Raw genomic sequence first — 18,433 nt, forward strand, 5'->3', positions numbered from 1 at the left:
GCTGATAAGAAAAAACCGGCCGCTGGGGCCGGTTCTTCGTGGCGCCTTGGGCTGCCAGGCTTTTGAAAAACGTAGGCGAGGCAGGCAAGACAAGGCAAAAACGACCGAAAAAGCGGAGTTTACGAGCTGTAAATGAGCATTTTGAGGTCGTTTTTAACGCGGGATTGCCAACGCAGGTAGTTTTTCAACGGCCTGTTAGCGGTATTCGCAGAGATAGGCGGTGTCCACGGAGACCTTCAGCTGGAACTTGCTGTTGGCCGGTACGGTGAACTGGCTGCCAGCGGCGAAGGTGTCCCAGCTCTCGCTGCCCGGCAGCTTGACGGTCAGGGCACCGGCGACGACGTGCATGACTTCCAGTTGGCTGGTGCCGAATTCGTATTCACCCGGCGCCATCACACCGATGGTGGCAGGGCCTTCAGCCATGGTGAAGCCGATGGATTTGACGGTGCCGTCGAAGTACTCGTTGACCTTGAACATCTGCGATTCCTCGGAAAGGGGGCGAAAGGGGCCAGGCAATCGACAGCAGCGCTGACGCACCGCTCGCCGCTGGGCTGAAAAGGCCCGACAGTATGCCCAAGCGCTCTGGTGTCGTCATCACCCTTTGATGGGCAGTACCAGAGGCAGCAGGCGCGCCGTGTTGCGGGCATCCATCAAGGCGCGGTGCTGTTGCCCCTGAAACTGCAGGCCGGACAATTGCAGGGCCTGGTTAAGGCCGACCTGGCGCGACAGTTGCCGGGCCTTGGCGAACGCCTGCTTGAGGTTCAGGTGCGGCGTGGCGCTGAGCAGGCTGTGAAGCCCATGTTGTTGCCACTCGTGCAGCAATTGCCGGCGATCGTAGTCGCCCCAGCTCCCCCAGCCAGCCAGGCGTGGCGCATGCTGGCCGAGCCAGCGCTCGAATTGCGCCCAGACCTGCGGCAGCGAGGTGGCGGCATCGATGTCGCTCTGGTTGATATGGGTGAGCTGACGGCAGAAATCGGTCAGGCAGGGCCGGCGCTGTGGACGCACGAAACGCTGGAAATGGTCGCATTCGTGGCCTGCGGCGGTTACCAGGCTGGCACCGATCTCGATGATCTCCATTTCTTCCAGTGGCCAGCCACCCTCATCGGTGGTGGCTTCCAGGTCGATGACCAGCCAGTGTCCCATTGGCGCTCCTTAGCGGTTTGGGGCGTGCGTCGCGGTACGCCAGTATGGAAAAGCTTTCTACTACCGGCAAACGGCGTATGGGCTCTGGCGTCTGTGTATCAGAGGGACATTCGTGGCGAAGGTTGCATGCCCTTTGGGCGTAATGATCCATCCGATGGCTGACCAGCGATCGCTGAAGACTCTGAGCGGTTCGTGTGGAGTGCCTGCAACGCGATTTTGAAGCGGCAACGCGTACAGCAAATCTCCCATCGGGCTTCGGCAGGCGCTACTATCGCCGCCGTCGATCTGGTCTGCCGAGGAGTTTTGGCCGTGAATTGCCGTGCCGGTTGTGGTGCCTGCTGCATCGCGCCTTCCATCAGCTCGCCGATTCCCGGTATGCCTGCAGGCAAGCCGGCCGGCGTGCGTTGCATTCATCTGTCCGCCGAGCATCTGTGCGCCCTGTTCGGGCGCGCCGAGCGTCCGGCGGTGTGTGGTGGCTTCAAGCCCGACGAGGCGGTGTGCGGCGACAGCCGTGAGGCTGCGATCCGCCTGCTGGGCTGGCTCGAACAAGCCACCGCCTCGCCCCATGAACTCGTGTCGGCGTGCGCGGGTCGAAACGAAAACAGCATTCAGGAGTGGTCATGAGCAAGTCCCGTATCGCATTGCTGGCCGTGTTGATCTGCGCCTCGGGCGTTCAGGCGGCCGAGCGCAAATGGCAGCTAGAGCATGAGGAGGAGGGCATCAAGGTCTATCTGGCCGATGTGCCGGGCTCCAAGTACAAGGCTTATCGTGGCGTGGTGACCATCGATGCCGATCTGCCCAAGGTGCTTGCCCTGCAGGAAGATGTCCCTGGTGCCTGTGCCTGGGTCTATAGCTGCCAGGAGCAACGCTTGTTGCAACGTGAGGGCGACAAGAGCTGGCTGTACACCCGTTTCAAGATGCCCTGGCCGGTAGAGGCGCGTGACTCGGTGATTGAGGTGACGACGCGCAAGGAGGCGGACGGCAGTGTGACACGCATGCTCGAAGGCGACCCAGGGCGTTTGCCCAAGGAGAAGGGCTACGTGCGTGTACCCAGCCTGGAGGGGGAGTGGCTGCTCAAACCGGAAGGCGAGCATCGGGTGGAAGTGACCTACGAAGCCCATACCGAGCCGGGTGGCAGCGTGCCGTCCTGGCTGGCCAACAGCTTCGTGGTCGATGCGCCCTTGCAGACGCTCAAGGCGCTACGGGCCAAGGCGGAGGCAAAGTAGTTTTCCAGGGTACAAATGAAAAGGGCTGCCATTGGCAGCCCTTTTTCTTTCAGCGGCGATCAGCCCCGGTCGTCGGGCAGGTCGCGCTTGGCATGGCCAGTGTAGAGCTGGCGCGGGCGGCCGATCTTGTACGGGCCAGAGAGCATTTCCTTCCAGTGCGAGATCCAGCCGACGGTGCGCGCCAGGGCGAAGATCACGGTGAACATCGAGGTGGGAATGCCGATGGCCTTGAGGATGATGCCCGAGTAGAAGTCCACGTTCGGGTAGAGGTTGCGCTCCTTGAAGTAAGGATCGTTGCGCGCGATCTCTTCCAGCTTCATCGCCAGTTCCAGTTGCGGGTCGTTGATGCCCAGCTCGGCCAGGACTTCGTCGCAGGTCTGCTTCATGACCTTGGCGCGCGGGTCGAAGTTCTTGTACACACGGTGGCCGAAGCCCATCAGCTTGAACGGGTCGTCCTTGTCCTTGGCCTTGGCCACGAACTTGTCGATGTTCTCCACGCTGCCGATTTCGTCGAGCATGGTCAGCACCGCTTCGTTGGCGCCGCCGTGCGCCGGGCCCCAGAGGGCGGCGATGCCGGCTGCGATACAGGCGAAGGGGTTGGCGCCCGAGGAGCCAGCCAGGCGCACGGTGGAGGTGGAGGCGTTCTGCTCGTGGTCGGCGTGGAGGATGAAGATCTTGTCCATCGCCTTGGCCAGTACCGGGCTGATCGGTTTGATCTCGGCCGGGGTGTTGAACATCATGTGCAGGAAGTTTTCCGCGTAATTGAGGTCATTGCGCGGGTACATCATGGGCTGGCCCATGGAGTACTTGTAGGCCATGGCGGCGATGGTCGGCATCTTGGCGACCAGGCGCATGGCGGAAACTTCGCGATGCTGCGGGTTCTTGATGTCCAGCGAGTCGTGATAGAAGGCGGACAGGGCGCCGACCACGCCGCACATGATGGCCATGGGGTGAGCGTCGCGGCGGAAGCCATTGAAGAAGGTCTTGAGTTGCTCGTGCACCATGGTGTGGTTCTTGATGGTGCTGACGAACTGGGCTTTCTGCGCCTGGGTCGGCAGTTCGCCGTTGAGCAGCAGGTAGCAGGTTTCCAGGTAGTCGGATTTCTCGGCAAGCTGTTCGATCGGGTAGCCGCGGTGCAACAAAATGCCTTTTTCACCGTCGATGTAGGTGATCTTCGACTCGCAGGAAGCGGTGGACATGAAGCCGGGGTCGAAGGTGAAGCGGCCCGTGGAGGTCAGTCCTCGCACGTCGATTACGTCGGGACCAACGGTGCCGGTCAGAACAGGCAGGTCTACGGGGGCATCGCCCTCGATGATCAACTGCGCTTTTTTGTCAGCCATGTGTGGCCTCCTAGTTATGCTTGAAATCATCAGACAGCCCCCCACGCAGGGCCCGCACCACTATAGTGGGATAAATCCGAATGTCAATTTGCGAAAACCCCGTCGCAGAAGGCTTCTGGCGCGGTTTTCAACGAAAAAAGCGGGCTATTTACGCCATTTGTACGAAGGCTGCAATGCGCTTTTTGGGGGAGGGCATTGCATTGTCATTAGTCTGCTAACTGTCTATACTCTGCGCCCGACCGTCAGGGGCTTCAGGGCCATATAATGGCGGTCGTCACTCCTTGGGTGATGGGTACCTGACCAGTGCACTTCCCAACAACTTTGCCCTGATAGTTAGGGGCTCTCAGTGTGATAAAAAGCCGTGAATAGCCAACGACCTGTAAACCTAGACCTTAGGACTATCAAGCTCCCGATCACCGCTTACACGTCCATTCTTCACCGTATCTCCGGTGTCATCCTCTTCGTCGGTATCGCCATTCTGCTGTTCGGCCTCGACAAGTCGCTGACTTCCGAAGAGGGCTTCGCCCAGGTGAAGGAATGCCTGACCAGCCCGCTGGCCAAGTTCGTGATCTGGGGTCTGTTGTCCGCTCTGCTGTACCACCTGGTGGCCGGTGTGCGCCATCTGATCATGGACATGGGCATCGGTGAGACGCTGGAAGGCGGCAAGCTGGGCTCGAAAATCGTCATCGCCGTTGCGGCGATCGTGATCGTGCTGCTGGGGGTGTGGATATGGTAACTAATGTCACGAATTTCTCGCGTTCGGGCCTCTATGACTGGATGGCGCAGCGCGTTTCTGCGGTCGTTCTCGCGGCTTATACGCTGTTTCTGCTGGGCTATGTGATCTGCAATCCGGGCATGGGCTACGCCGAATGGCACGGCCTGTTCTCGCATACCGCAATGCGCATCTTCAGCCTGCTGGCACTGGTTGCACTGAGCGTGCACGCCTGGGTCGGCATGTGGACCATCTCCACTGACTACCTGACGCCGATGGCGCTGGGCAAGTCGGCGACCATTGTGCGTTTCCTGTTCCAGGCCGCGTGTGGCATCGCCATGTTCGCGTTTTTCGTCTGGGGCGTGCAGATTCTGTGGGGTTTCTGATTCATGGCTAGCATCCGTACTCTTTCCTATGACGCCATCATCGTAGGTGGCGGCGGCGCCGGCATGCGTGCCGCGCTGCAACTGGCTCAGGGCGGTCACAAGACTGCCGTGGTCACCAAGGTGTTCCCGACTCGTTCGCACACCGTTTCCGCTCAGGGTGGCATCACCTGCGCCATCGCTTCGGCTGACCCGAACGACGATTGGCGCTGGCACATGTACGACACCGTCAAGGGCTCCGACTACATCGGTGACCAGGATGCCATCGAATACATGTGCTCCGTCGGCCCGGAAGCGGTGTTCGAGCTCGAGCACATGGGCCTGCCGTTCTCCCGTACCGAGCAGGGCCGCATCTATCAGCGTCCGTTCGGCGGTCAGTCCAAGGGGCCGGACAATCCGACCCAGGCTGCCCGTACATGCGCCGCTGCCGACCGTACCGGTCACGCGCTGCTGCACACCCTGTACCAGGCCAACCTGAAGGCTGGCACCTCGTTCCTCAACGAGTGGTACGCCGTTGACCTGGTGAAGAACCAGGATGGCGCCATCGTCGGCATCATCGCCATCTGCATCGAGACCGGCGAAACCGTCTACATCCGCTCCAAGGCCGTGGTTCTGGCCACTGGCGGTGCCGGTCGTATCTACGCCTCCACCACCAACGCCCTGATCAACACCGGCGATGGCGTGGGCATGGCCCTGCGTGCCGGCGTGCCGGTGCAGGACATCGAGATGTGGCAGTTCCACCCGACTGGCATCGCCGGTGCCGGTGTACTGGTCACCGAAGGTTGCCGTGGTGAGGGTGGTTACCTGATCAACGCCCATGGCGAGCGCTTCATGGAGCGTTACGCGCCGAACGCCAAGGACCTGGCCGGTCGCGACGTGGTTGCCCGTTCCATGGTCAAGGAAGTCATCGCCGGCAACGGTGTTGGCCCGAACAAGGATCACGTGCTGCTCAAGCTCGATCACCTCGGTGAAGAAGTGCTGCACAGCCGCCTGCCGGGTATCTGCGAACTGTCCAAGACCTTCGCGCACGTCGACCCGGTGGTCGCGCCGATCCCGGTCATCCCGACCTGCCACTACATGATGGGCGGCGTTGCCACCAACATCCATGGCCAGGCCATCACCCAGGATGCCAACGGCAAGGACACCATCATCGAAGGCCTGTTCGCCGTGGGCGAAGTGGCTTGCGTGTCGGTACACGGTGCCAACCGTCTGGGCGGCAACTCGCTGCTGGATCTGGTGGTGTTCGGTCGCGCCGCTGGCCTGCACCTGGAAAAAGCGCTGAAAGAAGGCGTGGAAGTCCGTGGCGCCAGCGAAACCGACATCGAGCAGTCGCTCGCTCGCCTGGCTGGCGTCAACGAGCGCAGCACGGGCGAAGAAGTCGCTCCGCTCAAGCGCGAGCTGCAACAGTGCATGCAAAACTACTTCGGCGTGTTCCGCACTGGCGAGTACATGCAGAAGGGTATCCAACAACTGGCCGACCTGCGCGAGCGTATCGCCAAGGTGAAGATCTCCGACAAGAGCCAGGCGTTCAACACTGCGCGTATCGAGGCGCTGGAACTGCAAAACCTGCTCGAAGTCGCCGAAGCGACCGCTGTGGCTGCCGAGGCTCGCAAAGAGTCGCGCGGTGCGCACGCTCGCGAAGACTTCGAGGAGCGCGACGATCAGAACTGGCTGTGCCATTCGCTCTACTTCCCGGGCGAGAAGCGCGTAGCCAAGCGTGACGTGAACTTCGCGCCGAAGACCGTTCCGGCATTTGAACCCAAGGTTCGGACTTATTAAGGGTGACCGATATGTTGCAAGTCAGTGTTTATCGCTACAACCCGGAGAAGGACGCTGCGCCCTTCATGCAGGACTTCCAGGTTGATACCGGCGGCAAGGACGTCATGGTTCTCGACGTGCTGGCGCTGATCAAGGAGCAGGACGAAGGTTTCTCCTATCGTCGCTCCTGCCGTGAAGGCGTTTGCGGCTCCGACGGCATGAACATCAACGGCAAGAACGGCCTGGCCTGCATCACCCCGCTGTCCGCAGCGGGGCTGAAAGGCGGCAAGCTGGTGATCCGTCCGTTGCCGGGTCTGCCGGTGATTCGTGACCTGGTCGTCGATATGAGCATCTTCTACAAGCAGTACGAGAAGGTGCAGCCGTTCCTGCAGAACGATACCCCGGCTCCGGCCATCGAGCGTCTGCAGAGCCCGGAAGATCGCGAGAAGCTCGACGGGCTGTACGAGTGCATCCTGTGCGCGTGCTGCTCCACCAGTTGCCCGTCCTTCTGGTGGAATCCGGACAAGTTCCTCGGTCCCGCTGCGCTGCTGCAGGCCTATCGTTTCCTGGCCGACAGCCGTGACACCAAGACCGCCGAGCGTCTGGCGTCGCTGGATGATCCGTTCAGCGTGTTCCGTTGCCGCGGCATCATGAACTGCGTGAACGTTTGCCCCAAGGGTCTGAACCCGACCAAGGCCATCGGTCACGTGCGTAACATGCTGCTGCAGAGCGGCACCTGATTCGCAAATCGCTGTACCTGTAGCACCTGCAGTACCGGCTTCGGCCGGTATTGCAGCAAAAGCCGGAATCACAGCCCAAAAAGCCGTGATTCACATTTTGAAAAACATGACGACCAGCAGGGGCATCCGGGCTGGTACCCGGACTATCTGCGGGAACCCGAGTGGCTTTATTCGAGTCGCAGTCAACATGACTTTGATTGGAGCCATGCGGTATTCACGCCGGTGGTGTCCCCTTACCGAGGGTGACCAAGCATGCAAGAAAGCGTGATGCAGCGCATGTGGGAAAGCGCCCACCTATCCGGTGGTAACGCTGCCTACGTGGAAGAGCTCTACGAGCTCTACCTGCACGATCCCAACGCTGTGCCAGAAGAGTGGCGCACTTACTTCCAGAAACTGCCGACCGATGGCAGCGGTACCACGGACGTATCGCACTCGACCATCCGTGATCATTTCGTTCTGCTCGCCAAGAATTCGCGCCGTGCTCAGCCGGTTTCCGCCGGGGCTGTGAGCAGCGAGCACGAAAAGAAGCAGGTGGAAGTGCTGCGCCTGATCCAGGCCTATCGCATGCGTGGTCATCAGGCAGCTCAGCTCGACCCGCTGGGGCTGTGGGAGCGCACTGCGCCGTCCGACCTGTCGATCAATCACTATGGTCTGACCGACGCCGATCTGGACACCACCTTCCGTACCGGCGAGCTGTATATCGGCAAGGAAGAAGCAACGCTACGCGAAATCCGCGATGCGCTGCAGCAGACATATTGTCGCACCATCGGTGCCGAGTTCACCCACATCGTCGATTCCGGCCAGCGCAACTGGTTCGCCCAGCGTCTGGAGAGCGTGCGCGGTCGTCCGCAGTTCTCGCCTGAGCTGCGTGGCCACATCCTCGAGCGCGTGACCGCGGCCGAGGGCCTGGAGAAGTACCTGGGCACCAAGTACCCGGGCACCAAGCGTTTCGGCCTCGAAGGCGGTGAAAGCCTGATCCCGATGATGGATGAGATCATCCAGCGTTCGGGCTCCTACGGCACCAAGGAAATCGTCATCGGCATGGCCCACCGTGGCCGCCTCAACGTGCTGGTCAACACCCTGGGCAAGAACCCGCGTGATCTGTTCGACGAGTTCGAGGGCAAGAAGGCCGAAGGCTTGTCCTCCGGTGACGTGAAGTACCACCAGGGTTTCTCCTCCAACGTCATGACCCAGGGCGGCGAAGTGCACCTGGCGCTGGCGTTCAACCCCTCGCACCTGGAGATCGTTTCCCCGGTGGTCGAGGGTTCCGTGCGTGCCCGTCAGGATCGTCGCAACGACGCCACCGGCGACAAGGTACTGCCGATCTCCATTCACGGTGATGCCGCTTTCGCAGGGCAGGGCGTGGTCATGGAGACCTTCCAGATGTCGCAGACCCGTGGTTACAAGACGGGCGGCACCATCCACATCGTGATCAACAACCAGGTCGGTTTCACCACCAGCAACCCGTTGGACTCGCGCTCCACCGAGTACGCCACCGACGTGGCCAAGATGATTCAGGCGCCGATCTTCCATGTGAATGGCGACGACCCGGAAGCGGTGGTGTTCGTCACTCAGCTGGCCGTCGACTACCGCATGCAATACAAGCGTGACGTGGTCATCGATCTGGTCTGCTACCGCCGCCGTGGCCACAACGAGGCCGACGAGCCGAGCGGCACCCAGCCGCTGATGTATCAGCAGATCGCCAAGCAGCGCACCACTCGTGAGCTGTATGCCGATGCTCTGGTGGCTGCCGGCGTGCAGACCAGTGATGACGTGCAGGCCAAGGTCGATGAGTACCGTACCGCGCTGGACAATGGCCAGCACGTGGTCAAGAGCCTGGTCAAGGAGCCGAACAAGGAGCTGTTCGTCGACTGGCGCCCGTATCTGGGCCACGCCTGGACCGCGCGTCACGACACCCGTTTCGATCTGAAGACCTTGCAGGATCTGTCCGCCAAGCTGCTAGAGATACCGGAAGGCTTCGTGGTGCAGCGTCAGGTCTCGAAGATTCTCGAAGATCGCCAGAAGATGGGGGCCGGTGGCCTGCCGATCAACTGGGGTTTCGCCGAGACCATGGCCTACGCCACGCTGCTGTTCGAGGGCCATCCGATCCGCATGACCGGTCAGGACATCGGCCGTGGCACCTTCTCGCACCGCCATGCGGTGCTGCACAACCAGAAGGACGCATCGGCCTACGTTCCGCTGAAGAACCTCTACGAGGGTCAGCCCAGGTTCGAGCTGTATGACTCCTACCTCTCCGAGGAAGCGGTGCTGGCCTTCGAGTACGGCTATGCCACCACCACGCCGAACGCGCTGGTGATCTGGGAAGCCCAGTTCGGCGACTTCGCCAACGGCGCCCAGGTGGTATTCGACCAGTTCATCTCCAGCGGCGAGACCAAGTGGGGCCGCCTGTGCGGCCTGACCATGCTGCTGCCGCATGGCTACGAAGGCCAGGGCCCCGAGCACAGCTCGGCGCGTCTGGAGCGTTACCTGCAACTGTGCGCCGAGCACAACATGCAGGTGTGCGTGCCGACCACCCCGGCGCAGGTCTACCACATGCTGCGTCGCCAGGTGATCCGCCCGCTGCGCAAGCCGCTGGTGGTGCTGACGCCGAAGTCGCTGCTGCGCCACAAGCTGGCCGTGTCGACCCTGGAAGAACTGGCCGAAGGCTCCTTCCAGACCGTGATCGGCGAGATCGATTCGCTGGATCCGAAGAAGGTCGAGCGCATGATCCTGTGCAGCGGCAAGGTCTACTACGACCTGCTGGAGAAGCGTCGAGCCGAAGGTCGCGAAGACATCGCCATCGTGCGTATCGAGCAGCTCTATCCGTTCCCGGAAGAAGATCTGACCGAGGCCCTGGCGCCGTACAAGAACCTCAAGCACGTGGTCTGGTGCCAGGAAGAGCCCATGAACCAGGGCGCCTGGTACTGCAGCCAGCACCACATGCGTCGCGTGACCTCCGCACACAAGAGAACCCTGTTCCTCGAGTATGCCGGCCGTGACGCTTCGGCAGCCCCTGCTTGCGGTTACGCGTCGATGCACGCCGAGCAGCAGGAAAAACTGCTGCAGGACGCCTTTACTGTTTAACGCCTTCATCCGGGAGGTGGCAGGTGCCACCTCCCGGTCAAACCGAATTTAAGGAAACGCACACAATGGCTATCGAGATCAAAGCCCCAACCTTCCCGGAATCGGTTGCCGACGGCACCGTCGCTACCTGGCACAAGAAGCCGGGTGAAGCGGTCAAACGTGATGAGCTGATCGTCGACATCGAAACCGACAAGGTGGTGATCGAAGTCCTGGCCGAGGCCGACGGCGTTCTGGCCGAGATCATCAAGAACGAAGGTGACACCGTTCTCTCCAACGAGCTGCTGGGCAAGCTGACCGAAGGTGGCGCTGCCGCCGCTGCTCCGGCTGCCGCTCCGGCCGCTGCCGCTGCTCCGGCCCAGGCTGCTGCTCCGGCTGCCGCTGCTGGCGATGACGCCATTCTCTCGCCGGCCGCGCGCAAGCTGGCCGAAGAGAACGGCATCGACCCGAACAGCATCGCCGGCACCGGCAAGGGTGGCCGCGTGACCAAGGAAGACGTGGTCGCCGCCGTAGAAGCCAAGAAGAGCGCCCCGGCCGCCGCTGCCAAGCCTGCTGCTGCTCCGGCTGCTACCGAGCCGGTCGTGGCCACTGGCGACCGCACCGAGAAGCGCGTGCCGATGACCCGCCTGCGCGCCAAGATCGCCGAGCGTCTGGTCGAGGCGCAGTCCTCCATGGCCATGCTGACCACCTTCAACGAAGTGGACATGACCGAAGTCATGGCCCTGCGCTCGAAGTACAAGGATCTGTTCGAGAAGTCCCACAACGGCGTGCGCCTGGGCTTCATGTCCTTCTTCGTCAAGGCCGCCACCGAGGCGCTGAAGCGCTTCCCGGCGGTCAACGCCTCGATCGACGGCAACGACATCGTCTACCACGGCTATGCCGACATCGGCGTGGCCGTGTCCAGCGATCGTGGCCTGGTGGTTCCGGTACTGCGCAATGCCGAGCTGATGAGCCTGGCGGAAATCGAGAACGGCATCGCCACCTTCGGCAAGAAGGCCCGTGACGGCAAACTGTCGATCGAGGAAATGACCGGCGGCACCTTCACCATTACCAATGGTGGTACCTTCGGTTCGATGATGTCGACGCCGATCGTCAACCCGCCGCAGGCTGCCATCCTGGGTATGCACAACATCATTCAGCGCCCGATGGCGATCAACGGTCAGGTGGTGATCCGCCCGATGATGTACCTGGCGCTGTCTTACGACCATCGCCTGATCGATGGTAAGGAAGCCGTGACCTTCCTGGTGACCATCAAGAACTTGCTCGAAGATCCGGCCCGCCTGCTGCTGGACATCTAATACACCAGCCTCGAGCTGCAAGCGCCAAGCTTCAAGTAGAAGCCTTCGCCTTGCAGCTTGAAACTGAAGCTTGAAGCTGAAAAGGAATCTTTTATGACCCAGAAATTCGACGTGGTAGTCATTGGTGCCGGCCCAGGTGGCTACGTCGCCGCCATCAAGGCAGCGCAACTCGGTCTGAAAACCGCCTGCATCGAGAAGTATCAGGGCAAGGACGGCAAGATCGCCCTCGGCGGCACTTGCCTGAACGTCGGTTGCATTCCCTCCAAGGCGCTGCTGGACAGCTCCTGGAAGTATCACGAAGCGAAGGAAGGCTTCGCCGTTCACGGTATCGAGGCCAAGGGCGTGACCATCGATGTGCCGGCGATGATCGGGCGCAAGGCCAACATCGTGAAGAACCTGACTGGCGGTATCGGCGCGCTGTTCAAGGCCAACGGCGTGACCCTGCTCGAAGGCCACGGCAAGCTGCTGGCTGGCAAGCAGGTGGAAGTCACCGGCAGCGACGGCAAGACCCAGGTGGTCGAAGGCGCCCACGTGATCATCGCTTCCGGCTCCAAGCCGGTGGAGATCCCGCCGGCCCCGGTCGATCAGGACGTGATCGTCGACTCCACCGGCGCCCTGGAATTCCAGGCCGTACCGAAGAAGCTGGGCGTGATCGGTGCTGGCGTGATCGGCCTGGAGCTGGGCTCGGTATGGGCCCGCCTGGGTTCGGAAGTCACCGTGCTGGAGGCCATGGACAAGTTCCTCGTCGCCGCCGACGAGCAGATCGCCAAGGAAGCCCAGAAGACCCTGACCAAGCAGGGCCTGGACATCCGCCTGGGCGCTCGCGTCACGGCTACCGAAGTCAAGAAGAAGCAGGTGACCGTCACCTTCACCGACGCCAATGGCGAGCAGAAGATGGTATTCGACAAGCTGATCGTGGCTGTGGGGCGTCGCCCGGTGACCACCGATCTGCTGGCCGCCGACAGCGGTGTGGATCTGGACGAGCGTGGCTACATCTACGTCAACGACCAGTGCGAAACCAGCGTTCCGGGCGTCTACGCCATCGGTGACGTGGTGCGTGGCATGATGCTGGCGCACAAGGCCTCGGAAGAGGGCGTGATGGTGGCCGAGCGCATCGCCGGGCACAAGGCGCAGATCAACTACGACCTGATCCCGTCGGTGATCTACACCCACCCGGAAATCGCCTGGGTCGGCAAGACCGAGCAGCAACTGAAGGCCGAAGGCGTTGCCGTCAATATCGGTACCTTCCCCTTCGCGGCCAGCGGCCGTGCCATGGCTGCCAACGATACCGGTGGTCTGGTCAAGGTCATCGCCGATGCCAACACCGACCGCGTGCTGGGCGTTCACGTGATTGGCCCGAGCGCTGCCGAGCTGGTACAGCAAGGCGCGATCGGCATGGAATTCGGCACCAGCGCCGAAGACCTCGGCATGATGGTCTTCTCCCACCCGACCCTGTCCGAGGCGCTGCACGAAGCTGCCCTGGCGGTCAACGGTGGCGCGATCCATATCGCCAACCGCAAGAAGCGCTAAGCGTGACAGTGGCCGACTGGTTCGGCCACTTCGAGTTTCGTGCAGGGTCATCGACAGATGGGGCTTCTCGCCCCTTCATCCTGTCGGCCCTGCAATGCAGAACCACGTCGGAAGGCCCGCAGCCGGTTGCTCAACCGGTTGCGGAATGCCCGGCGGACTGCTCCGGCAGTCACAGGTGGCGCGGTATCACAAGTACAGCGCCGAATGCGCAATACCTAAACGAAGACGGTAGACAAGCATGAATCTTCACGAGTATCAGGGTAAGCAGCTGTTCGCTGAATACGGCCTGCCTGTATCCAAGGGCTTCGCGGTGGACACCCCGGAAGAAGCCGCAGAGGCCTGCGAAAAAATCGGCGGCAGCGAGTGGGTCGTCAAGGCTCCACGCTGGTGGCCGCGGCAAGGCCGGTGGCGTAAAGCTGGTCAAGAGCAAGGACGACGCCAAGGCGTTCGCCGCCAACTGGCTGGGCAAGCGTCTGGTGACCTACCAGACTGACGCCAATGGTCAGCCGGTCAGCAAGATCCTGGTCGAATCCTGCACCGACATCGCCAAGGAACTGTACCTGGGCGCGGTCGTCGATCGTTCCAGCCGTCGTATCGTGTTCATGGCCTCCACCGAAGGTGGCGTGGACATCGAGAAAGTGGCTCACGAAACCCCTGAGAAGATCCTCAAGGCCACCATCGATCCGCTGGTTGGCGCACAGCCGTACCAGGGTCGCGAGCTGGCGTTCCAGCTAGGCCTGGAAGGTGATCAGATCAAGCAGTTCACCCACATCTTCGTCAACCTGGCCAAGCTGTTCCAGGACTACGACCTGGCCCTGCTGGAAGTTAACCCGCTGGTGATCAAGGCCGACGGCAACCTGCACTGCCTGGATGCCAAGATCAACATCGACTCCAACGCCATGTACCGCCAGCCCAAGCTGCGCGCTATGCACGACCCGTCCCAGGACGACGCTCGTGAAGCCCATGCGCAGAAGTGGGAGCTGAACTACGTCGCGCTGGAAGGCAACATCGGCTGCATGGTCAACGGTGCTGGCCTGGCCATGGGCACCATGGACATCGTCAACCTGCACGGCGGCAAGCCGGCCAACTTCCTCGACGTTGGCGGCGGTGCTACCAAAGAGCGTGTGACCGAAGCGTTCAAGATCATCCTGTCCGACAGCAACGTGGCTGCCGTTCTGGTGAACATCTTCGGCGGCATCGTTCGTTGCGACATGATTGCCGAAGGCATCATCGGCGCCGTGAAAGAAGTCGGCGTGAAAGTCCCGGTCGTCGTCCGTCTGGAAGGCAACAACGCTGAGCTGGGCGCCAAGGTCCTGGCCGAAAGCGGTCTGAACATCATCGCGGCAACCAGCCTGACCGACGCTGCCCAGCAGGTCGTCAAGGCCGCGGAGGGTAAGTAATGAGCATCCTGATCAACAAAGACACCAAGGTCATCTGCCAGGGCTTCACCGGCTCGCAGGGCACCTTCCACAGCGAACAAGCCATCGCCTACGGCACCAAGATGGTTGGCGGCGTGACCCCCGGCAAGGGCGGTTCCACCCACCTCGGCCTGCCGGTGTTCAACACCGTCAAGGAAGCCGTGGAAGCCACTGGCGCCGAAGCGTCGGTGATCTACGTTCCGGCTCCGTTCTGCAAGGACTCGATCCTGGAAGCGGCCAACGGCGGCATCAAGCTGATCGTCTGCATCACCGAAGGCATCCCGACCATCGACATGCTGGAAGCCAAGGTCAAGTGCGACGAGCTGGGCGTACGCCTGATCGGCCCGAACTGCCCGGGCGTGATCACTCCCGGCGAGTGCAAGATCGGCATCATGCCGGGTCACATCCACTTGCCAGGCAAGGTTGGCATCGTGTCCCGTTCGGGCACCCTGACCTATGAAGCCGTGAAGCAGACCACCGACGCCGGCTTCGGCCAGTCCACCTGCGTGGGCATCGGCGGTGACCCCATCCCGGGCTCCAACTTCATCGACATCCTCAAGCTGTTCCAGGAAGACCCGAAGACCGAAGCGATCGTCATGATCGGTGAGATCGGCGGTTCGGCCGAGGAAGAAGCGGCTGCCTTCATCAAGGCCAACGTCACCAAGCCGGTGGTTTCCTACATCGCTGGCGTGACCGCTCCGCCCGGCAAGCGCATGGGCCACGCTGGCGCCATCATCTCCGGCGGCAAGGGCACTGCAGACGAGAAGTTCGCTGCCCTGCAGGACGCTGGTGTGAAAACCGTGCGTTCCCTGGCTGACATCGGCAAGGCCCTGGCCGAGCTGACCGGCTGGGAAGTCAAGAACGCCTAAGCGTTCTTGGCGGATCGAGAGAGGCCACCTTCGGGTGGCCTTTTTTGTTTTGCGGGAGCTGCCAAACCATGAGAGTGGGAAGGTATATGGGGCAGGGTGGTCGTCATGTGGAGTCCTGCAACTATCACGCATGCGACAGCGAATTGCGGCATTTCGACAGTTTTGCCCCATTCTGAGCTGCTGTAGGGCCGTTTTCGTTACCATGGCCTGCTAACCCTGTCCGTGGCGCCACAAGCGCCGGGCGACGCTCCCAGTGGTTCGAGCCAAACGCTCGGGCGACGTTTCCCTTGATCCCTGAAGGAAACCTGCGCGACTTTCTGAATTCCTGCCTGTGGTATTTCCCGCTATGACTCGTTTGAAAGGCCTGGATGTCCTGGCCCTTGGTTTCATGACTTTTGCGCTGTTTCTCGGCGCCGGCAACATCATCTTCCCGCCCAGTGCCGGGTTGGCCGCCGGGGCCAATCTACTGCCTGCCGCCCTGGGCTTTCTGCTGACGGGCGTGGGTCTGCCGTTGCTCACCGTCGTGGCGCTGGCCCGTGTCGGCGGTGGCATGGACAGCCTGACCGCGCCGCTGGGCAAGGTCGCCGGCACGCTGCTGGCGGTCGCCGTCTATCTGGCCATCGGCCCTCTGTTCGCCACGCCGCGCACCGCCGTGGTGTCTTTCGAGATGGGCGTCGCGCCTTTCACGGGCGACGAGGCGCTGTCCTTGCTGCTCTACACCCTGGCGTACTTTGCCGTGGTGCTGTTCCTCTCGCTCAATCCGGGGCGCCTGGTGGATCGCATCGGTAAATTCATCACTCCGGTGCTGCTCAGTGCCTTGCTGGTGCTTGGTGGTGCGGCGCTGTTCGCGCCGGCCGGCGAGATCGGTGTGGTCAGCGACAGCTACCGTGACGCACCGTTGGTGCAGGGCTTCCTGCAGGGCTACCTGACCATGGATACCCTGGGTGCGCTGGTGTTCGGCATCGTCATCGCCAGTGCCATTCGTGATCGCGGTGTCAGCGACAGCGCTCTGGTAACACGCTACTCGATGATCGCCGGGATGATCGCGGCCATTGGCCTGTCGCTGGTGTATCTGGCGCTGTTCTATCTTGGCGCCACCAGCCAGGGCATCGCCGGTGATGCGGAAAATGGTGTGCAGGTGCTGACCACCTACGTCAACCATACCTTCGGTATCACCGGCAGCCTGCTGCTGGCCGTGGTCATTACCCTGGCCTGCATGACCACCGCGGTGGGGCTGTTGACGGCCTGTGGCGAGTTCTTCAGCAAGCTGCTGCCGGTTTCCTATCGTCTGGTGGTGATCCTGTTCGGGCTGTTCAGCCTGGTGGTCGCCAACCAGGGGTTGACCCAGTTGATCAGCTTCTCCGTTCCGGTTCTGGTGGGGCTGTATCCGCTGGCCATCGTTCTGGTCGCCCTGAGCCTGGCCAACCGCCTGTGGTGCTCGCAAGCGCTGGTGTTCGTGCCGGTGATGGCCGTGACCCTGGTCTTCGGTGTGGCCGACGGTCTGGCCGCATCGGCCTATGCTGAGCATGTACCAGCCTGGTTCGGCCAATTGCCGCTGGCTGGGCAGAGCCTGGGCTGGCTGGTGCCGGTACTCGTCACCCTGGCACTGGTCGCCTTGCTCGACCGCATCCTTGGCAGCCGGCAGACCAGCGCCGCCTGAATCGACGAAACGCCGCGAAATCGCGGCGTTTCTCTTTGCCTTTTGTCGAACCAGCAAGCCTGCGCTCCGGCTATAATTCGCGGCAGTCATACAAGGAGTTGGCATGCCCACCAGCAACACACTTTTGCCCCATTTTCTCGCCGCGCTCTGGTTCGTTCTGTGCTGGGGCGGCTATACCCGCTATGCCTCCTGGAAGGGCCGTACCACACCGTGCCTGGCCAGTGTCCTGCACCTCTATCGCGAGGACTGGATGCGGCGCATGCTGCTACGCGAGAACCGCATCGCCGATGCCAACGTGATCGGCAACCTGGAACGTAACGCCTCGTTCTTCGCCTCCAGCACGCTGATCATCCTCGCCGGTATTCTCACCGTGCTGGGCGCCTCCGACCGCGCCCTGTCGTTGCTGGCGGACATTCCCTTCGTGCAGCCGGTCAGCCGTGGCCTGTCCGAGATCAAGCTGCTGTGCCTGGGGATCATCTTCGTCTACGCCTTCTTCACCTTCAGTTGGTGCATGCGCCAGTACAACTTCGCTGCGGTGCTGGTGGGCTCGGCGCCCATGGTGGGTGAGCGGCACGTCATCGAGCCGGAACGCAGGGCTTTCGCCGAGCGAGCTGCACGGGTGATTTCGATGGCCGCCAACCAGTTCAACTTCGGCTTGCGTGCCTACTATTTCGGCATGGCCACCCTGGCCTGGTTCATCAACCCCTGGTTCTTCATGCTGGTCACCACCGGTGTGGTGCTGGTGCTGTATCACCGCGAATTCCACTCGGACGTGCTGGAAGTGATGGTCTACACCCCAACACCGGCCGCCGAGGCGGCCAAGGAGAAAAGCGAATGACGATACCGTTCTGGTGCATCTTCATCAGTGCCTTGCTGATCTTCATCGCCAAGGCGCCGGTGGCCAAGGCCATGGCCGAGGAGGGGAGTGGACGCTACGACAACCATCATCCGCGCGCTCAGCAGGCACGCCTGACCGGCTTCGGCGCGCGTGCCCTGGCAGCGCATCTGAACAGCTTCGAGGCCTTTCCGCTGTTCGTCGCCGGGGTGCTGATGGCTCACGTCAGCCAGACCAATGGGCTACTGGTGGACGTTCTGGCGATTACCTTCGTGGTCAGCCGCGTGCTCTATCTGCTGCTGTACTGGTGGGATCTGCACTGGCAGCGCAGCCTGGTATGGATCGTCGGTCTGGCCAGCAGCCTGCTGCTGATGCTCAGCCCGGCGCTATGAAACGAACGAGGCCCGCAGAGCGGGCCTCGTTGCGTGCTCGAGAGGGCG

15 protein-coding genes and 2 pseudogenes are annotated in these 18,433 nt (G+C 61.9%); 14 read left to right on the plus strand and 3 right to left on the minus strand.

Annotation, left to right across the window (positions count from 1 at the left end; all coding sequences use genetic code 11):
* Positions 1-195 precede the first annotated feature (195 nt).
* Both PVE35_RS10420 and PVE35_RS10425 read right to left on the minus strand, forming a co-directional pair.
* The gene (locus tag PVE35_RS10420) at positions 196-477 is read right to left on the minus strand and encodes a pyrimidine/purine nucleoside phosphorylase (protein ID WP_277374589.1); all 282 of its coding nucleotides are present in this window, start codon (positions 475-477) and stop codon (positions 196-198) included.
* Between the two features lie 117 nt (positions 478-594).
* Positions 595-1,143 (minus strand): exonuclease domain-containing protein, encoded by a 549-nt coding sequence (locus PVE35_RS10425; RefSeq protein ID WP_268177737.1) that lies wholly within the window; start codon positions 1,141-1,143, stop codon positions 595-597.
* 309 nt (positions 1,144-1,452) lie between these two features.
* Here PVE35_RS10425 and PVE35_RS10430 point away from each other — a divergent pair.
* Positions 1,453-1,704: pseudogene (locus tag PVE35_RS10430) on the plus strand (YkgJ family cysteine cluster protein); the annotation flags it as partial.
* A gap of 59 nt (positions 1,705-1,763) precedes the next feature.
* Entirely contained in the window at positions 1,764-2,369 is a 606-nt protein-coding gene (locus PVE35_RS10435; protein ID WP_277374590.1) for an START domain-containing protein, read from the plus strand.
* Positions 2,370-2,428: 59 nt separating this feature from the next.
* Here PVE35_RS10435 and gltA read toward each other — a convergent pair whose 3' ends face one another.
* Positions 2,429-3,709, minus strand: coding sequence for a citrate synthase (gene gltA / locus PVE35_RS10440; RefSeq protein WP_268177734.1), 1,281 nt, complete (start codon positions 3,707-3,709; stop codon positions 2,429-2,431).
* Positions 3,710-4,070: 361 nt separating this feature from the next.
* Here gltA and sdhC point away from each other — a divergent pair, with 361 nt between their 5' ends.
* From sdhC to PVE35_RS10500, 12 genes and pseudogenes are all read left to right on the plus strand, one after another.
* Positions 4,071-4,445 carry a succinate dehydrogenase, cytochrome b556 subunit gene (gene sdhC, locus PVE35_RS10445; RefSeq protein ID WP_003240853.1) on the plus strand — a complete coding sequence of 125 codons (375 nt, stop codon included), beginning with the start codon at positions 4,071-4,073 and terminating at the stop codon, positions 4,443-4,445.
* A complete protein-coding gene (sdhD, locus tag PVE35_RS10450) occupies positions 4,439-4,807 on the plus strand; it encodes a succinate dehydrogenase, hydrophobic membrane anchor protein (RefSeq protein WP_268177733.1) in 369 nt (122 codons plus the stop codon). Before sdhC ends, sdhD begins: the two co-directional genes overlap by 7 nt.
* 3 nt (positions 4,808-4,810) lie before the next feature.
* Positions 4,811-6,583, plus strand: a complete 1,773-nt coding sequence (gene sdhA / locus PVE35_RS10455) for a succinate dehydrogenase flavoprotein subunit (protein ID WP_159971346.1) — start codon at positions 4,811-4,813, stop codon at positions 6,581-6,583.
* An 11-nt stretch (positions 6,584-6,594) separates the two neighbouring features.
* Entirely contained in the window at positions 6,595-7,302 is a 708-nt protein-coding gene (locus PVE35_RS10460) for a succinate dehydrogenase iron-sulfur subunit (protein WP_268177732.1), read from the plus strand.
* A gap of 252 nt (positions 7,303-7,554) precedes the next feature.
* Entirely contained in the window at positions 7,555-10,386 is a 2,832-nt protein-coding gene (locus PVE35_RS10465) for a 2-oxoglutarate dehydrogenase E1 component (protein ID WP_268177731.1), read from the plus strand.
* A gap of 65 nt (positions 10,387-10,451) precedes the next feature.
* Entirely contained in the window at positions 10,452-11,681 is a 1,230-nt protein-coding gene (gene odhB, locus PVE35_RS10470) for a 2-oxoglutarate dehydrogenase complex dihydrolipoyllysine-residue succinyltransferase (protein ID WP_277374592.1), read from the plus strand.
* 93 nt (positions 11,682-11,774) lie between these two features.
* Positions 11,775-13,211 carry a dihydrolipoyl dehydrogenase gene (lpdA, locus tag PVE35_RS10475; protein ID WP_268177729.1) on the plus strand — a complete coding sequence of 479 codons (1,437 nt, stop codon included), beginning with the start codon at positions 11,775-11,777 and terminating at the stop codon, positions 13,209-13,211.
* 238 nt (positions 13,212-13,449) lie between these two features.
* A pseudogene (sucC, locus tag PVE35_RS10480) lies at positions 13,450-14,611 on the plus strand (ADP-forming succinate--CoA ligase subunit beta).
* Complete coding sequence (gene sucD / locus PVE35_RS10485; protein WP_003240843.1) at positions 14,611-15,498, plus strand: succinate--CoA ligase subunit alpha; 888 nt, start codon at positions 14,611-14,613, stop codon at positions 15,496-15,498. Before sucC ends, sucD begins: the two are co-directional and overlap by 1 nt.
* Before the next feature lie 346 nt (positions 15,499-15,844).
* A complete protein-coding gene (brnQ, locus tag PVE35_RS10490) occupies positions 15,845-17,158 on the plus strand; it encodes a branched-chain amino acid transport system II carrier protein (RefSeq protein ID WP_268177727.1) in 1,314 nt (437 codons plus the stop codon).
* A 103-nt stretch (positions 17,159-17,261) separates the two neighbouring features.
* Complete coding sequence (locus PVE35_RS10495; protein ID WP_277374593.1) at positions 17,262-17,996, plus strand: DUF599 family protein; 735 nt, start codon at positions 17,262-17,264, stop codon at positions 17,994-17,996.
* Entirely contained in the window at positions 17,993-18,385 is a 393-nt protein-coding gene (locus PVE35_RS10500; RefSeq protein WP_268177725.1) for an MAPEG family protein, read from the plus strand. The genes PVE35_RS10495 and PVE35_RS10500 overlap by 4 nt, the downstream gene beginning before the upstream one ends.
* Positions 18,386-18,433 lie beyond the last annotated feature (48 nt).

This window comes from Pseudomonas sp. AA-38, assembly GCF_029457475.1.
GTDB lineage: Bacteria > Pseudomonadota > Gammaproteobacteria > Pseudomonadales > Pseudomonadaceae > Aquipseudomonas.

What these genes read in the sequence shown, in the direction of transcription:
- PVE35_RS10420 (WP_277374589.1), bottom strand. Translation starts at nt 477, where the DNA reads ATGTTCAAGGTCAACGAGTACTTCGACGGCACCGTCAAATCCATCGGC.
- PVE35_RS10425 (WP_268177737.1), bottom strand. Translation starts at nt 1,143, where the DNA reads ATGGGACACTGGCTGGTCATCGACCTGGAAGCCACCACCGATGAGGGT.
- PVE35_RS10435 (WP_277374590.1), top strand. Translation starts at nt 1,764, where the DNA reads ATGAGCAAGTCCCGTATCGCATTGCTGGCCGTGTTGATCTGCGCCTCG.
- gltA (WP_268177734.1), bottom strand. Translation starts at nt 3,709, where the DNA reads ATGGCTGACAAAAAAGCGCAGTTGATCATCGAGGGCGATGCCCCCGTA.
- sdhD (WP_268177733.1), top strand. Translation starts at nt 4,439, where the DNA reads ATGGTAACTAATGTCACGAATTTCTCGCGTTCGGGCCTCTATGACTGG.
- sdhA (WP_159971346.1), top strand. Translation starts at nt 4,811, where the DNA reads ATGGCTAGCATCCGTACTCTTTCCTATGACGCCATCATCGTAGGTGGC.
- PVE35_RS10460 (WP_268177732.1), top strand. Translation starts at nt 6,595, where the DNA reads ATGTTGCAAGTCAGTGTTTATCGCTACAACCCGGAGAAGGACGCTGCG.
- PVE35_RS10465 (WP_268177731.1), top strand. Translation starts at nt 7,555, where the DNA reads ATGCAAGAAAGCGTGATGCAGCGCATGTGGGAAAGCGCCCACCTATCC.
- odhB (WP_277374592.1), top strand. Translation starts at nt 10,452, where the DNA reads ATGGCTATCGAGATCAAAGCCCCAACCTTCCCGGAATCGGTTGCCGAC.
- lpdA (WP_268177729.1), top strand. Translation starts at nt 11,775, where the DNA reads ATGACCCAGAAATTCGACGTGGTAGTCATTGGTGCCGGCCCAGGTGGC.
- sucD (WP_003240843.1), top strand. Translation starts at nt 14,611, where the DNA reads ATGAGCATCCTGATCAACAAAGACACCAAGGTCATCTGCCAGGGCTTC.
- brnQ (WP_268177727.1), top strand. Translation starts at nt 15,845, where the DNA reads ATGACTCGTTTGAAAGGCCTGGATGTCCTGGCCCTTGGTTTCATGACT.
- PVE35_RS10495 (WP_277374593.1), top strand. Translation starts at nt 17,262, where the DNA reads ATGCCCACCAGCAACACACTTTTGCCCCATTTTCTCGCCGCGCTCTGG.
- PVE35_RS10500 (WP_268177725.1), top strand. Translation starts at nt 17,993, where the DNA reads ATGACGATACCGTTCTGGTGCATCTTCATCAGTGCCTTGCTGATCTTC.